We start from the raw sequence: 14,189 nt of genomic DNA, 5'->3' as shown, positions 1-14,189 counted from the left end.
GAATGACGGGATCGCCCGCGCTTCAGCCTTGATCCCGAACCAATTGGCCTCTAGGCGTGTTAACCGGTTTGGCGGCACGCCTCGCTGCCGTGCGAGTGAATGCAGGTAAGACGATCATGATTCGACGCCTTGGCCTCGCGGCCGTTCTTGCGGCCCTGGCCGTGCCGATGCTGATGCCGGGCGAAGCGGCGGCGCAGAACCGTCAGAGGCTGCCGGGGATTGGCGATACCAACAATGCGGCGAGCGCGCCGCTGCCGACGCAGCAGCAGGAAAAGATGTTCCCGCTCGGCGCGAGCTGGAGCGTCGTCGCGCTGAACGGCAAGCCGGTCCAGGACCGGCGCGCGACCTTGATCGTCGACCAGAACCTGCGCGGCACCGGTTTCGGCGGCTGCAACACCTTCTCGGCCTCCGCCTATCCCTTGCGCCAGCAGGGTTTCGCAGTCGGGCCGATCGCGATCACCAAGCGCAATTGCGACAAGGGCATGCTCGATTTCGAGAAGGCCTTCCTGATGGCCTTGCGTGCGACAAGCAAATGGGACGTCGTCAACGGCCGCCTGATCCTGAAGGGCGGGGCCGGCGAATTGACGCTCAGCCGTTCGCTCTGACGGACTGTCCCTTCCCGGGAAAAGATCGTTACGGCAGTGAATAAGAAAAAGGGTCGCGTGAGCGACCCTTTTTCGTTTTGGGGAGCCTTCTGTCGGCCTCAGGCCGCCGGGGCTTTTGCTGTCGGGGTCGGCGTGAAGGTGCCGTCCGCATTCGGCTCCATGGTGACGAGGGCATCGTGCATGGCGCGCAGCGTCGCGCGATGGCCGATCGAGACGATGCAGGTCTGCGGCAATTCGCGGTCGATCGTCGCGTAGATCTCGCCTTCCAGCTTCTCGTCGAGCGAGGCCGTTGCCTCGTCGAGGAAGAGCCAGTCCGGCTTGCTCAGGAGTGCGCGCGCGACGGCGAGCCGTTGCTGCTCACCGCCCGAGAGCCGCTGCCCCCAGAGATCGACCTCGTCGAGCTTCTCAGCGAGATGGCCGAGCTTGACCTTCTCCATCGCGGCGCGGGTCGCGGCGTCGTCATAGGCGCCTTCCTCGGCCGGGTAGGCGAGCGCCGCCCGGAGCGAGCCCTGCGGTAGATAGGGCCGCTGCGGCAGCAGCATGATCTCGGCGTTGGCGGGAATGCCGACCTTGCCGTCGCCGAAGGGCCAGATGCCGGCGATGGCGCGGAACAGCGTCGACTTGCCGGAGCCGGAAGGGCCGATCAGCAGCGTCGAGCGCGCGGTACCGAGATCGAGCGCGCCGAGCTTCACGATCGGCTTGCCGTTCGGCAGGAGGAGGGTGGCGTCGCGGATATGCAGGCTCTCGTCGCGCGAGGTTTCGCGGCCGAGCGCCTCTTCGCTGATCGAACCGTGCTGCGCATCAGTGATCGCCGCTTCGAAGGAGGTGAGGCGGTTGATCGAGGCGAGGTAGGAGGCGATCGAGGAGTAGCTGTTGATGATGAAGGACAGCGCCGTCTGCACCCTGTCGAAGGCGCCGGCGACCTGCATCATGACGCCGAGCGTGATCGTGCCGGCGAAATAATACGGCGCCAGAATGATGTAGGGCAGGACGACGCTGAGCTGGTTGTAGGACAGCGTGAAGCTGGTCAGTTTCAGCCGGCGCCAGACCAGCCGGTAGAAGTTCTCGACGATGTCGCGGAAGCGCTGGGCCAGCTGACCGCGCTCTGTCGGTTCGCCGACCATCAGCGCGATCTGCTCGGAATATTCGCGCAGGCGCGCCAGCGAGAAGCGGAAATTCGCCTCGCGCTTCTCCTGCTCGAATTCGAGGCGGATCAGGGGGCGGCCGATGATATGGGTCAGCCATGTCGCCGCAGCCGCATAGAAGAATGCCACCCAGAAAATGTAGCCCGGAACGGCGAAGGAGGTACCCGGCAAGGTGAAGGCGACGGGGATGTTCCAAAGGATGATCGAGAACGAGACCAGCGTGGAAACCTGCGAGAGCAGGGGCAGCGCGAAGCCGTAGGTCTGGTTGACGAAGGAGCGCGTGTCTTCGGCGATACGTTGGTCGGGGTTGTCGACGGTACCGGCGAGCGCGATCCGGTAATGCGTCGCATGGTCGAGCCACGCTTTCGTATACTCGTTCGCCATGAACTGCCGCCAGCGGATCAGGATCGTATAGTTGGCGAACAGCTCGACGAGGTTCGAGATGACCCAGAGCAGGGCCCAGACACAGAACACATAGAAGAGCTGGTACCAGAACGCGGCGGCGTCCTTGTTCTGCAGCGCGTCATACATGTCGCGGTTAAAGAAGGAGAGGCGCAGCGTGATGCCGACCTGCGCCTGGTTCAGCACGATCAGGAAGACGAAGAGCGAGACCGCAAGCGTGCCGAGCCGGATGCTGAACGGCCCGATCGGCCAAAGGTTGGCGGTGGTGATCTCATCGGATTCGAAATAGGGCGAGGCCAATCGCGCAATGCGCGCGATCACCGGCACGAAGGAGATCGCGTAGATCAGGACCGCGAAGACGCCGACCGTCGTGGGCAGGCTGGTCGGGACGGGCGGGATGCCGAGCGCTGCTGGCCACCAGCCCAGATGGGCCGCGATCGCGGATGCGCCGAATACAAGATACTCGATCGCGAAGACGCTGGAGAAGATCCGCAGGAAGAAGGGCAGGGCCGGCGAGCGGAAGGTGACGACCGCCAGCAGCAGGCCGACGACGCCCATGCCGATCACACCGGCCGATCCGGCCTGCTGGCCGACGACCAGCGTGGCGGCCGCCAGCGCGGCGACGAGAATGCTCAACAAGCGCATAGATGGGAATCCTGGCGGGAGACGGTGAAAGCCACGATTCGGACCATGTCGCAGCGGGAGTGGCCTTTCAATGGCGGCGCGACAGTATGAGCAAATTGTCATCTCGCGGAGAGGTGGCGGCGAGGAGCGCAAAGGCCCTGAGAACCGGTTTCCAGAAAAAGGGCGGGGTCATCCCGGGCGACCGAAGGGAGACCCGGGATCCATGCCGGAAGCTTTATCGGAAAGGCTCCGGCATGGATCCCGGATCGGCGCCGCTTCGCGGCTTGTCCGGGATGACCCGCGCTCTTGCAATGGACCGCGCGTCGAGCCGAAACGAAGCGCCCCGGGCGAGCGGGCTCGTCCGGGGCGCGAAGCTGGAAGGGTCGGCTTTAGCCGATCACTGCGCGGCGATGATCTTGCCGGCGTCCCACTTGTACATCGAGAAGCTCGGCGAGCTCAGGTCACCGGTCTTGCCATAGGTCAGCGTGCCGATCGCTGTCTTGACCGGCATGCCGGACTGCAGGGCCTTGGCGGCGCCGTTGGCGTCGCCCGGCTTGCCGGCCTTCTCGATCGCGGCCTTGAGCACCTCGACCGCCGCATAGGCGTTCAGCGTGAAGGCCTCCGGCGGGATGCCCTTCTCCTTCAGCGCCGCGACGGCCTGGGCCGAGTCGGGGTTCTTCAGCGCGTCGGTCGCGTTGGTGAAGAGCGTGCCGGTAGCGTGGTCTCCGCCGATCGCCGCGAACTCGGTGTTGGACAGGCCCTCGCCGCCGATGATCACCGCCTTGACGCCGGCATCGGCGAGCTGGCGCGCGAGCAGGCCGCCCTCGGGGTGGTAGCCGCCGAAATAGATCACCTCGACATTCGCCGCCTTCAGGCGCGTCACCACGGCAGAGAGATCCTTGTCGCCGGGATTGACGGTCAGCGCCGCCACTTCCTTGAGCCCGCCGGCATTGATACCCTTCTGGAAGGCGTCGGCCAGACCCTTGCCGTAGGTGCCCTTGTCATGGACGATCGCGATCTTCTTGTCCTTCAGGTTCTTCAGGACGTAAGTCGCGGCGATGTCGGCCTGCTGGTCGTCGCGGCCGCAGGTGCGGAAGACGTTCGTCAGGCCGCGCGTCGTCAGCGCCGGCGAGGTCGCGGTCGGCGTCACCATCAGCACGCCGCTCTCCGAAAACACGTCCGAGACCGCCATGGCGACGCCGGAAGTCACCGGCCCGACCACGAACTTGACCTTGTCGCCGACCAGCAGGTTGGCGGAGGAGACGCCCTGCTTCGGGTCGCCGGCATCGTCGGCGAGCTTCAGGACGAGCTTCTCGCCGAGCACGCCGCCATTCTTGTTGATCACGTCGACCGCGGTCTGGGCGCCGTTCTTGACCTGGTCGCCATAGGCGGCGACCGGGCCGGTCAGCGGCGCGACGAGGCCGATGGTGATGTCGGCCTGTGCGGTCTGGGCGGAGAGGAAGAGCGCGGCGGCCAGCGCGGCGCCCGACAGAAATTGTGACTTGTTCATCTGCATCTCCTTACGGCATGCAACTTTAGCGCGCGATCCCGTTGGGGGTCGCTTCTCGCCTGTATAGGCCAGGATGTCGGCGGAGGCACTGCCTGCGCTTTCATCAGCCAAGGCGGAAAATGCATGGCGATGCAGCAATGGGCGTCGGAAGCTGTGAAGATGGTCCTGTCTGACCTCAGCCGCTGCGGGCCTTGCGCTGGGCCTCCAGCTCCTCGGTGACGGCGATCACGTCGAGATAATCCTCGTGGCGGGCCGGCGCATAGCGCGAGACATGGCCGTCGGTGAAACTCTTCCACGCCTCCGGAGCGGCCTCTTTCATCGCGTTCATGGCGGCGACGAAATCGTCCTTCAGCCCCTGCGGCAGGTTGGCGCGGGTCGAGAATGGGCTGGCCGGGATCAGCGGCGATGTCCAGATCACGCGGGTCGAGCCGGCCGAAATCATCCCGCGATCGGCGAGCCTTTGCGCGACGCCGTGCTCTGCATTTGTCTGGTGGGTCGCGACGATGTCGAACTGGCCGCGCACCAGCGCCAGCACCGAATTGTCATGGCCGCCGGAGAAGACCGTGCCGCTGAAATGGGTTTTCGGGTCGATGCCCTGCTTGCGCAGGAAATAGGAGGGGAAGGCGTAGCCGGAGGTCGAGTTCGGGTCGGCGAAGGCCATCACCTTGCCCTTGAGATCCGCAAGGCTCCGGTAGGGGCTCTCCGACCGCACCAGCAACACGGAATAATAGCCTTCCTGCCCGTGGTTATCGACGTCGCGCAGCAGCGGCTGGAGCTTGTCGCCGAGCACGCGGCGCCCGAGCGCGTAGACCGCCGGTCCGAAGCGGGCGAAATCGACCTGGTCGGCCCGCATTGCTTCGACGAGGCCGGCATAGTCCGAAACCCGGAAGAAGCGCACGGGCACGCCGAGCCGCTGCGTGAGGTAATCGACCATCGGCTGGGTGCGGGCGATGGCGCCGGCCTCGTTCTCGGCGGAGGAGACGCCGAAGCGAACCTCCTTGATGCTCCGCCGCCAGTCCGAAGCCTGCGCGAAGGCGGGGGCGATGCTGCCGGCGGCGAGGCCGGCGAGAACGGAACGGCGTGTCGGCATGACTGTCTCCGCGCGACGGGGAACGAGATCGCGCCTCAATGAGCTGCGGTGACGACGGCTGGATGGCGGGCGGATGACAGTGCCGTGAAACGAGAAAAGGCCCGGCTTGCGCCGGGCCTTTCGTAGGCTTGGTAGGAGGCTGGATCAGAAGTCCATGCCGCCCCCGAAACCGGGCTTGCCCTGTTTCGGAATTCAGACGCTTTGGGCGTCTGGACTTCCTCAGAAGTCCATGCCGCCCATGCCGCCGCCGCCCATCGGGGGCATCGGGGCGTCCTTCTTCGGCAGGTCAGCGACCATCGCCTCGGTGGTGATCAGCAGGCCAGCGATCGAAGCCGCGTCCTGGATCGCCGTGCGGACGACCTTGGTCGGGTCGATGATGCCGGCCTTGACCAGATCGCCGTACTCGCCGGTCTGGGCGTTGTAGCCGAAGGTGTATTCCTTCGACTCGAGCAGCTTGCCGACCACGACCGCGCCGTCATCGCCGGCGTTGTCGACGATCTGACGGGCCGGAGCGGCGATCGCCTTGCGGACGATCTCGACGCCGGTCTTCTGGTCGTCGTTCTGGGTCTTGATGCCCTTGACCGAGGACAGGGCGCGCAGGAGCGCAACGCCACCGCCCGGAAGGATGCCTTCTTCCACCGCAGCGCGGGTGGCGTTCAGGGCGTCGTCGACGCGGTCCTTCTTCTCCTTGACCTCGACCTCGGTCGCGCCGCCGACGCGGATGACCGCGACGCCGCCGGCGAGCTTGGCCAGGCGCTCCTGGAGCTTCTCACGGTCGTAGTCCGAGGAGGTCTCCTCGATCTGGGCCTTGATCTGACCGACGCGAGCCTCGATGTCCTTCTTCTTGCCGGCGCCGTCGATGATCGTGGTGTTCTCCTTCTCGATGCGCACGCGCTTGGCGCGGCCGAGCATGTTGAGCGTCACGGTCTCGAGCTTGATGCCGAGGTCTTCCGAGATCATCTGGCCGGCGGTCAGGATCGAGATGTCCTCGAGCATGGCCTTGCGGCGATCACCGAAGCCCGGAGCCTTGACGGCCGCGACCTTCAGGCCGCCACGGAGCTTGTTGACGACGAGCGTGGCCAGAGCCTCGCCCTCGACGTCCTCGGCGATGATGAGGAGCGGCTTGCCGGTCTGAACGACGGCCTCGAGGATCGGCAGCATCGCCTGCAGCGAGGACAGCTTCTTCTCGAAGACGAGGATGTAGGGGTCGTCCAGCTCCGCGATCATCTTCTCGGAGTTGGTGATGAAGTACGGCGAGAGGTAGCCGCGGTCGAACTGCATGCCCTCGACGACGTCGAGCTCGGTGTCGGCGGTCTTGGCTTCCTCGACGGTGATGACACCCTCGTTGCCGACCTTCTGCATGGCCTTCGAGATCATCTCGCCGACCGACGAGTCGCCGTTGGCCGAGATGGTGCCGACCTGCGCGACTTCCGCGTTCGAGGTGACCTTCTTCGAGTTCTTCTTGAGGTCGGCGACGATGGCCTCGACGGCCAGATCGATGCCGCGCTTCAGGTCCATCGGGTTCATGCCGGCCGCAACCGACTTGGCGCCTTCACGGACGATCGCCTGGGCGAGAACGGTGGCGGTGGTGGTGCCGTCGCCGGCATGGTCGTTCTGGCGCGAAGCGACTTCGCGGACCATCTGGGCGCCCATGTTCTCGAACTTGTCGGAAAGCTCGATCTCCTTGGCGACGGTGACGCCGTCCTTGGTGATGCGCGGAGCGCCGAACGACTTCTCGATCACGACGTTGCGGCCCTTCGGACCCAGCGTGACCTTCACGGCATTGGCGAGGACATCCACGCCGCGCAGCATCTTGTCGCGGGCTTCAGTGCCGAATTTGACGTCTTTGGCAGCCATGAGAGCTACTCCTTGGACTGGAATTGGGAAGGTAGGAAAGCGGTCAGGCGGCTATCAGCCGACGACGCCCATGATGTCGGATTCCTTCATGATCAGGAGATCCTGGCCATCGATCTTGACCTCGGTGCCCGACCACTTGCCGAACAGGACGCGGTCGCCCTTCTTGACGTCGAGAGCGACGAGCTTGCCGGCTTCGTCACGCGCGCCGGAACCGACGGCGATGACCTCGCCCTCCTGGGGCTTTTCCTTGGCGGTCTCGGGGATGATGATGCCACCCTTGGTCTTTTCCTCGCTGTCGAGGCGGCGGACCACGACGCGGTCATGCAAAGGACGGAACTTCATGGTTCTGTCTTCCTCTCGGTCTTATTCGTTTCGGGGGCCGCTGAAGGGCTCCCGGGGGAGGCTGTTAGCAGTCACCAAGTGAGAGTGCTAACAGATGCCAGCGGAGATAGGCGCGGGGGTACGGAGAGTCAAGGAAGCACCCGGCGATAAAGTGAACGGCGGCGGATGCGGTGTTGCAGGTCGCTTCAGGCCTGCTGGCAGCAGCGCTTGAACACGCTAACATGGCGGAATGACGACGCCCTCGCCCGACCCGCGCCTCGACGCCATCGCCCGCTCCTGCGTGGCGCTGCACGTCCGCATGACCGCACGCGCCGTGACGCGGGCCTATGACGAGGCGATGCGCCCGAGCGGTCTCAAGATCACGCAGTTCGTGCTGCTCTCGGCGCTCTCAACCGGGCAATGGAAATCGGTCACGGAGTTGGCTGAACGCTTCGCGCTGGAGCGAACCTCGCTGACGCGCAACCTCCAGCTTCTCGCGGCCGAGGGCATGGTCGAACCGGTGGAGTGTCGCGGCCGGGCCTCGGTCTATGCGGTGACGGAGAAGGGCAGGGCTGCGATCGAGGCCGCGATCCCGTACTGGCGGATGGCGCAGGACAAGATCGAGGGCGGCTTCGGCGAGGAGCGCTGGCGTGAGACCCGCGACGGCCTCAAGGCCTTGCGCCGGGCCGCGCGCGGCGAGCGCTGAAGTCACGAAGGCTGGTTGACCACCGCTCGTTCATATCTCTATCGTGCAGATACACGAATGGAGATCGGCATGAAGCGCGCGGTTGGGGTGGTGTCTCGCGAGGAACTCGTCGCGGGTGATGGCTTGAGCTTCTTGCGCGGGATCATCGCCGGCACCAATCCGGCGCCGCCCTTCGCCGACGCCATGGATTTCGAGCTGGTCGAGGCCGATGAGGGCAGAGTGGTCTTCGTCGGGACGCCATCGCCGCGCTTCTTCAACCCGCTCGGCACGATCCATGGCGGCTGGACGGCGACGATCCTCGATTCCGCCATGGCCTGCGCCGCCCATGCCACGCTGAAGCCGGGCGAGGGCTACACCACGCTGGAGATGAAGCTGAACTATGTCCGCCCGGTCATGCCGGATAGCGGCCCGGTGCGCTGCGAGGGCAAGCTCATCCATCGCGGCAATACGGTGGTCACGACGGAGGGCAAGCTGGTCGATGCGCGCGGCAAGCTGCTCGCGCATGGCACCGAGACCTGCCTGGTGCTGCCGGGCAAGCGCGCAGAGGGCTGAGCGGCCACTGGGCTGCCTCCTGCCGTCGCGCTATTGGAGAATGGTCTCCTAGGAGCTGCCCGATGCCCGTCGTTCCGTTCCATGCCCCGGATGTCGAGGCGCGGTATCAGTCCTTTCCGGCACCACTGCGCGGTCCGCTGCTCGATCTGCGCCAGCGCATCTTCGGCGTTGCAGCCGCGACGCCCGCAATTGGCGCTCTCGCCGAAACCCTGAAATGGAACGAGCCGGCCTATCATCCCGTCAGGCCGCGGATCGGCACGACGATCCGCCTCGGTCCGCTGCGGAACGAGCCTGAGGCCTACGCGCTCTTCGTTCATTGCCAGACCAGCTTGGCGGACACCTTCCGGCAGCTCTATCCCGACCTCTTGCAGGTGGACGGCGAGCGGGCACTGGTCTTCCGTCTGGGCGAGCCTGTGCCGGCCGAGGCCCTCGACCACTGCATCGCGCTCGCGCTGACCTATCACCTCAAGGGCGAAATCAGCGCCGGCTGACGGCGATGGCGCCCGCGACGATCAGCAATGCGCCGAGATAGGTCGTGTAGAGCGGCACCTCGCCGAACACGAAGAAGCCGAGCAGGCTCGCCCAGATCAGCGCCGTGTACTCGATCGGGGCCAGGCGCGAGGCAGCGGCGCGCGCATAGGCCGAGGTCAGCGTGAGGTGGCCTGCAACGCCCAATGCTCCCGCGAAGAGATAGGCCGCGAGATCCGCCAGTGTCATCGGCACGAAGGCAAGCGCTGCCGGGATGGCGAGACACACCGCCGGCCCGACATTCTGGAAGGCGACGATGACGGTCGGATGCTCCCTGACCGCGATGCGCCGGAGTAGGATCAGGTTGAAGGCATAGCTGACCGCCGAGAACAGCGCGGCCGCGACGCCGAGCCCGGCGCCGCTGACATGGCCCTGCAGCCGCGGCCAGACCATCACCAGCATGCCGGCGATCCCGAAGCCGAGGGCCTGCAGGATGCGCCTGTCGATCTTCTCCTTGAGCAGCAGCCCGCCGAGCAGCGCGACGAAGACCGGTGCGAGGAAGGAGAGGGTCAAGGCCTCCGCCAGCGGCAGCACCGAGACCGAATAGAAGAAGCTGCCGGCGGTGACCACGACCAGCGGGACCCGCGCGAGATTGCCGACGAGGCTGGCCTGCGTCGGTCGCGGCGGCCGGGCGATGGCGAGCACGATGAGCGCGCAGATGCCGCCCATCAGGAAGCGCATGAACAGCGCCACGATGAAGGGGTGCTGCTGCATCTGGCCCTTGATCACCCCGTCCATGGCGGTGAGCAGGGCGATGCCGAGTGCGGCCCGGAGGGCTACGGAGAGGGTCATGAGCCGCGAAGCGACTTGCGGAAATGATACTCCCAGCTTTCCGAGACATCGCCCAGATAGCGCTCGCCCGGCCAGCGCGCGAAGCCGAGCTTCTCGTAGAAGCGATGGCCACGCGCGAAACGGGTATCCGACCACAGCACCATCTCGCCGAAGCCGCCCTGTTCCGCGAAGTCCAGCGCCTTGGCGAACAGTGCCTGCGCCAGTCCAGCGCCGCGGAAGGCGGGGTCGACATAGACCTTGGCGAGCTCGACGGCGTTCTGCTCGGGCACCGGGGTGACACCAAGCGAGCCGGCGATACGCCCGTCCGGCCCATCCACGATCCAGAGCACGCCGCCCTTGGCTGCGAAATAGGAAGCCGGCCGGCGCAATTCGGGCAACTCGTCCTCGACGAAGACGCAGCCCGGATACTCGGCGAAACTCGCCGCAATGAGGGCGGAGAGGGGGCCGGAATCGTCGTCGCGGGCAAGCCGGATGGGCGGGGTCATGGTACTTGCCTTAGGGTCAAATTCTGCCGTCGTACAGATGCGGAAACGGCATCGGGTAATGCCGTGGCGGCAGGGCACAGGCGACGGAGGACCGGGTGCCGCGACCGCCCCCTTGGAAAACCCGCCGTGTCCGGCTACCCCGATCCCGGAGGGCGCGCGCTTGGCTTGAGTCGGGCGCTTCCATCCTGGCCTCATGTGGATCGGACGGATTGGCGAAGGCACGATGACCGTTCTTCTGCCCTTCCTCGTCAATGCCGGGCTGAACTTCGTCCTCGGGCTGCTCGTCGCCCTGTTCCTCGGCCCGGAGGCTTTCGGGCTCTACGCCATCGGCGCCGCCACTGTCGTGCTCGTCAACACGGCGCTGCTCGACTGGCTGAAGCTCTCGGTCGTCCGCTTCTATTCGCTCCAGAGTCGCGAGAGTGATCCCGGCATCCGGGCGACGCTCGACCTGCTCTTTGCCGGCGTCAGCCTGTCGCTTTGCGCGCTTCTCGCCGCCGCGATGCTCGCAGGCGTCGATGCCAGGTTGCCGGCGGCGCTGCTGATGGTCTCGGTCGCGGGCGGCATCGCTGCCGGCTGGTTCGACTATCACGCGGCCATCGCCCGCGCCCGCTTCCTCGATGCGGCCTATGCCCGGCTCGTCCTCGTCCGGAGCGTTGCGGCTCTGATCTTGATGGTCGGCGGCGCCTGGTGGACCCGTGATCCGGCCATTGTCCTGCTCGGCGGCGTGCTCAGCGCGGTTGCTGCTGTTCTCGCCAATCGCGGCCGGCTGGCCGATGCGAGACCGGTATCGGGCGCGCTGCGGAGCGATTTGATGCGCAATTTCGCGCGCTACGCCCTGCCGCTGGTCGCGGGCAATGCGGTCTATGCGACGATCCCGCTCCTCAACCGCGCGATTCTCGCCGAGAGCCACGGCTTTGCCGAGGCTGGCTATTTCTCGCTGGCCTCGGATATCGGCCTGCGGCTCTTCCCCGTGCTGGCCTCGATGCTGGAGATCGTGCTGCTGCGCGAAGTCATCCGCCTCGACGAGACGCGCGGACGCGTCGCGGCGCAGAAGCGCATCGCCCGCAACATGGTCGTCGTGGTCGCCTGCGTGCTGCCGGTGGCACTCGGCTTCTGGCTGATCCTGCCATCCTTTGAACGTCTCTTCGTCCCGCAAGGTTTCCGCGGCCATTTCGCAGGGCATATGGCACTGCTCCTGCCGGGTTTCGCCGCTATTGCACTGTTCCAGGCTGCGCTCGCGCCGGTCTTTCTGCTGGCGAAACGCACGCTCATCGCCGCGCTCGCCGCCCTGGCGGGGCTCATCGTCGATCTCGCCATCATCTTCGCGCTGCCGGGCGCACTTGAGCCGGCGACGGTCGCGGTCGCGCAGAGCGCGGCCTATCTGACGGCGCTGCTGGTCACGGCGGTGGTGGCGTTGCGCGCGCTTCCGGCCTTGCCGCCGCTGCGCGAAATCGCTTGCATCCTCGTCGCCGGTGCCGTGATGGGGCTCGCGATCTGGCCGCTGCGCGGCACGCTTCCGGCGGCGCTGGAGCTGTCGCTCCAGATCGGGCTCGGCGGGTTGGTGTATGCGGCGGTGATCCTGGCCTGCGATGTCGGCCGCTGGCGTACCGGCCTGAAGCTGCGCTGGCTCGCCCGGCGCTCCGTGCGCCGGTGAGGCTGGAGCCGACAAGGTTTCCTTCACCCTGTCGCTTGACCGCTCGCTAAGGTTAATTCCGCGAATTATGCAGTTTAAGGCCGATTTCAGCGCCTGAGAGTCAACGATTCACCATTCCTTTGAGGGCGCGCCGCAGGCTTTCCGGCAGTCGATGTCGAGAGTGCCTGAGTCATGCGTCGCAAGATATTCCTTCCGCTCCTCGCCGCGGCCGGAGCTCTGGCCCTGGCCGGGCCGGCCCTCGCGCAGGGCTATCGCCAGAATTACGGCTATGCCGCGCCGAACGACCCGATGGCGTCCGGCGGCGGGCGCGGCAATTATGGCGGTGGTTTCATCGAGATGCTGATGACCGGTCGCGATCCGACGCCGGCAGGCCGTGGCGGCGCGGTCTATAACCGCCCCGGCGGCTATGCCTATGGCCAGCGCATGCAGCCGCAAGGCGGCTACGAGACCGACCCGTTCGAGGCGGCGCGCCAGCCGCGCGCCGGCCGCCGCATGGCCGCGCTCGGCGAGCCTGTCGAGCCGCAGCAGGGCATCCAGCACATCGTCGACCCGCGCTTCCGCAAGCAGGAAGTCGCCTATGACGGTCCGCACAAGCCGGGCACGATCATCATCGACACGCCGCAGCGCTTCCTCTTCCTGGTGCAGCCGGGTGGCCGGGCGATGCGCTACGGCATCGGCGTCGGCCGGCCCGGCTTCTCCTGGGCTGGCATGAAGACGATCACCCGCAAGGCGGAATGGCCGAGCTGGACGCCGCCGGCCGAGATGCTGAAGCGCCGGCCCGATCTGCCGCGCTTCATGAGCGGAGGCCCCGACAACCCGATGGGCGCGCGCGCCATGTATCTGGGATCGACGCTCTACCGCATCCACGGCACCAATGAGCCGAACACGATCGGGCAGGCGGTGTCCTCGGGCTGCATCCGCATGACCAATGACGACGTCACCGATCTCTACGAGCGCGTTCGCGTCGGTGCGAAGGTGCTGGTGATCTGAGGCCAAGCCTCATCCGCGGCGAATGAAAAACGGCGGCCTCGCATCGCGGGCCGCCGTTTTCATGTCTCAGCCAGTCAAGGGCGAGGGGGCGTCCTCAGACCCAGCTATCGTCGTCCCCGCCGCCATCGTCGAAGCCGGGGTCGGCGTCGTCATGGCTCGCGTTCTGGTAATTGGCCTCGCCGTCATAGCCCTGGCCGTAGCCGCTGTCCTGTGCAGTCTGGTCGGCCGCGGGTTGGGCGCTGGCGCTCTGGTCCGCCGCCTGCTGCGGCGCAGCCGGTGTCGAGCCGGAGCTCGCGCCGGTGTCGCTCGCGGTCTGGGCTGCGGGCTTGCTGCCGCCGCCGAAGGCGTTGGTCAGCACGTTGCCGAGCATCATGCCGCCGGCGACGCCGGCCGCGGTGGTCAGCGCGCTCGCCATGAAGCCGCCGCCGCGCGATGGCTGCTGCGGCTGGTTGCTCCACGGGCCGGGCTGGCCTTGTGCCTGCATCGGCATGGCCTGAGCGGCAGCTTGCGACTGCGGCTGGGTGTTCCAGGCACCGGACGGTGCGGAAGCGTCGGCGCGCGGCGGCACGGGCGGAACCGAGCCGGTACGCGGCACCGATCCGCCGCCGAAGATGCCGGACAGGAAACCGCCAGCCTGCGGCTGGGCTGCCTCGCTGGCGCGCGTCTGTGCCGCGCGCAACTGCGCCTGCAGGCTCTCGACCTGCTGGTTCAGGTTGGCGAGCGCCTGCTCCTGCACGTAGACCGCCTGGGCCATGGCATAGGGTGCGTAGGGCTGCTCGCGCAGGCGTTCCGCGATGAAATTCTCAGCCTCGGGGTCGCGGGGCTGGTTGGCCGCCTGCCGAAGGCGGTCGAAAATCCCGGCGATCACGTCGCGTTCTTGCGGCGTCATCGTCATCTCCTCTCGTTTGGGGGGGGGGGGGGGGGGGGG

At 66.6% G+C, this 14,189-nt stretch carries 14 protein-coding genes; 6 read left to right on the top strand and 8 right to left on the bottom strand.

Annotated elements, in window-relative coordinates; all coding sequences use genetic code 11:
• Positions 1-116: 116 nt before the first annotated feature.
• Complete coding sequence (locus tag ACODTJ_RS16095) at positions 117-605, top strand: META domain-containing protein (RefSeq protein ID WP_454657762.1); 489 nt, start codon at positions 117-119, stop codon at positions 603-605.
• Positions 606-703: 98 nt separating this feature from the next.
• Here the strand turns inward: ACODTJ_RS16095 and ACODTJ_RS16090 are convergent, their stop codons facing one another.
• The 5 genes from ACODTJ_RS16090 to groES all read right to left on the bottom strand — a co-directional run bounded on the left by ACODTJ_RS16090 (position 704) and on the right by groES (position 7,575).
• Positions 704-2,797 carry an ABC transporter ATP-binding protein/permease gene (locus ACODTJ_RS16090; protein WP_454657761.1) on the bottom strand — a complete coding sequence of 698 codons (2,094 nt, stop codon included), beginning with the start codon at positions 2,795-2,797 and terminating at the stop codon, positions 704-706.
• Between the two features lie 376 nt (positions 2,798-3,173).
• Positions 3,174-4,286 carry a branched-chain amino acid ABC transporter substrate-binding protein gene (locus ACODTJ_RS16085; protein ID WP_454657760.1) on the bottom strand — a complete coding sequence of 371 codons (1,113 nt, stop codon included), beginning with the start codon at positions 4,284-4,286 and terminating at the stop codon, positions 3,174-3,176.
• 175 nt (positions 4,287-4,461) lie between these two features.
• The gene (gene phnD / locus ACODTJ_RS16080; RefSeq protein ID WP_454657759.1) at positions 4,462-5,376 is read right to left on the bottom strand and encodes a phosphate/phosphite/phosphonate ABC transporter substrate-binding protein; all 915 of its coding nucleotides are present in this window, start codon (positions 5,374-5,376) and stop codon (positions 4,462-4,464) included.
• Positions 5,377-5,595: 219 nt separating this feature from the next.
• Complete coding sequence (gene groL, locus ACODTJ_RS16075) at positions 5,596-7,233, bottom strand: chaperonin GroEL (protein ID WP_454657758.1); 1,638 nt, start codon at positions 7,231-7,233, stop codon at positions 5,596-5,598.
• Positions 7,234-7,287: 54 nt separating this feature from the next.
• On the bottom strand, positions 7,288-7,575 hold the full coding sequence (groES, locus tag ACODTJ_RS16070; RefSeq protein ID WP_047576256.1) for a co-chaperone GroES: 288 nt from the start codon (positions 7,573-7,575) through the stop codon (positions 7,288-7,290).
• A 229-nt stretch (positions 7,576-7,804) separates the two neighbouring features.
• On the opposite strand from groES, the gene ACODTJ_RS16065 reads away from it, so the two are divergent.
• The 3 genes from ACODTJ_RS16065 (at position 7,805) to ACODTJ_RS16055 (ending at position 9,303) form a co-directional block, all read left to right on the top strand.
• Positions 7,805-8,260 carry a MarR family winged helix-turn-helix transcriptional regulator gene (locus ACODTJ_RS16065; RefSeq protein ID WP_454657757.1) on the top strand — a complete coding sequence of 152 codons (456 nt, stop codon included), beginning with the start codon at positions 7,805-7,807 and terminating at the stop codon, positions 8,258-8,260.
• A 69-nt stretch (positions 8,261-8,329) separates the two neighbouring features.
• Entirely contained in the window at positions 8,330-8,812 is a 483-nt protein-coding gene (locus ACODTJ_RS16060; protein WP_454657756.1) for a PaaI family thioesterase, read from the top strand.
• A 62-nt stretch (positions 8,813-8,874) separates the two neighbouring features.
• Positions 8,875-9,303, top strand: coding sequence for a DUF1801 domain-containing protein (locus tag ACODTJ_RS16055; RefSeq protein WP_454657755.1), 429 nt, complete (start codon positions 8,875-8,877; stop codon positions 9,301-9,303).
• On the opposite strand, the gene ACODTJ_RS16050 is transcribed toward ACODTJ_RS16055, so the two are convergent.
• On the bottom strand, positions 9,290-10,132 hold the full coding sequence (locus ACODTJ_RS16050; protein ID WP_488849411.1) for a DMT family transporter: 843 nt from the start codon (positions 10,130-10,132) through the stop codon (positions 9,290-9,292). The two genes, ACODTJ_RS16055 and ACODTJ_RS16050, sit on opposite strands and share 14 nt — an antisense overlap.
• Positions 10,129-10,617, bottom strand: a complete 489-nt coding sequence (locus tag ACODTJ_RS16045) for a GNAT family N-acetyltransferase (protein ID WP_454657753.1) — start codon at positions 10,615-10,617, stop codon at positions 10,129-10,131. Before ACODTJ_RS16045 ends, ACODTJ_RS16050 begins: the two co-directional genes overlap by 4 nt.
• 223 nt (positions 10,618-10,840) lie before the next feature.
• On the opposite strand from ACODTJ_RS16045, the gene ACODTJ_RS16040 reads away from it, so the two are divergent.
• Together ACODTJ_RS16040 and ACODTJ_RS16035 are read left to right on the top strand one after the other, a co-directional pair.
• Entirely contained in the window at positions 10,841-12,271 is a 1,431-nt protein-coding gene (locus tag ACODTJ_RS16040; RefSeq protein WP_454657752.1) for a lipopolysaccharide biosynthesis protein, read from the top strand.
• A 171-nt stretch (positions 12,272-12,442) separates the two neighbouring features.
• Positions 12,443-13,261 (top strand): L,D-transpeptidase, encoded by an 819-nt coding sequence (locus ACODTJ_RS16035; protein ID WP_454657751.1) that lies wholly within the window; start codon positions 12,443-12,445, stop codon positions 13,259-13,261.
• A gap of 94 nt (positions 13,262-13,355) precedes the next feature.
• Here the strand turns inward: ACODTJ_RS16035 and ACODTJ_RS16030 are convergent, their stop codons facing one another.
• On the bottom strand, positions 13,356-14,150 hold the full coding sequence (locus tag ACODTJ_RS16030; RefSeq protein WP_454657750.1) for a DUF2076 domain-containing protein: 795 nt from the start codon (positions 14,148-14,150) through the stop codon (positions 13,356-13,358).
• Positions 14,151-14,189: the final 39 nt, after the last annotated feature.

It is taken from the genome of Allobosea sp. FG18 (genome assembly GCF_057809495.1).
Note: the sequence above shows the minus strand (reverse complement) of the source record. Positions and strands in the feature narration are given on the sequence as shown.

Bases quoted from the DNA above. Each gene is read 5' to 3' on its own strand.
- phnD (WP_454657759.1), bottom strand. From the start codon at position 5,376: ATGCCGACACGCCGTTCCGTTCTCGCCGGCCTCGCCGCCGGCAGCATC.
- ACODTJ_RS16090 (WP_454657761.1), bottom strand. From the start codon at position 2,797: ATGCGCTTGTTGAGCATTCTCGTCGCCGCGCTGGCGGCCGCCACGCTG.
- ACODTJ_RS16030 (WP_454657750.1), bottom strand. From the start codon at position 14,150: ATGACGCCGCAAGAACGCGACGTGATCGCCGGGATTTTCGACCGCCTT.
- ACODTJ_RS16085 (WP_454657760.1), bottom strand. From the start codon at position 4,286: ATGAACAAGTCACAATTTCTGTCGGGCGCCGCGCTGGCCGCCGCGCTC.
- ACODTJ_RS16035 (WP_454657751.1), top strand. From the start codon at position 12,443: ATGCGTCGCAAGATATTCCTTCCGCTCCTCGCCGCGGCCGGAGCTCTG.
- ACODTJ_RS16065 (WP_454657757.1), top strand. From the start codon at position 7,805: ATGACGACGCCCTCGCCCGACCCGCGCCTCGACGCCATCGCCCGCTCC.
- ACODTJ_RS16060 (WP_454657756.1), top strand. From the start codon at position 8,330: ATGAAGCGCGCGGTTGGGGTGGTGTCTCGCGAGGAACTCGTCGCGGGT.
- ACODTJ_RS16095 (WP_454657762.1), top strand. From the start codon at position 117: ATGATTCGACGCCTTGGCCTCGCGGCCGTTCTTGCGGCCCTGGCCGTG.
- ACODTJ_RS16040 (WP_454657752.1), top strand. From the start codon at position 10,841: ATGACCGTTCTTCTGCCCTTCCTCGTCAATGCCGGGCTGAACTTCGTC.
- ACODTJ_RS16045 (WP_454657753.1), bottom strand. From the start codon at position 10,617: ATGACCCCGCCCATCCGGCTTGCCCGCGACGACGATTCCGGCCCCCTC.
- groES (WP_047576256.1), bottom strand. From the start codon at position 7,575: ATGAAGTTCCGTCCTTTGCATGACCGCGTCGTGGTCCGCCGCCTCGAC.
- ACODTJ_RS16055 (WP_454657755.1), top strand. From the start codon at position 8,875: ATGCCCGTCGTTCCGTTCCATGCCCCGGATGTCGAGGCGCGGTATCAG.
- groL (WP_454657758.1), bottom strand. From the start codon at position 7,233: ATGGCTGCCAAAGACGTCAAATTCGGCACTGAAGCCCGCGACAAGATG.
- ACODTJ_RS16050 (WP_488849411.1), bottom strand. From the start codon at position 10,132: ATGACCCTCTCCGTAGCCCTCCGGGCCGCACTCGGCATCGCCCTGCTC.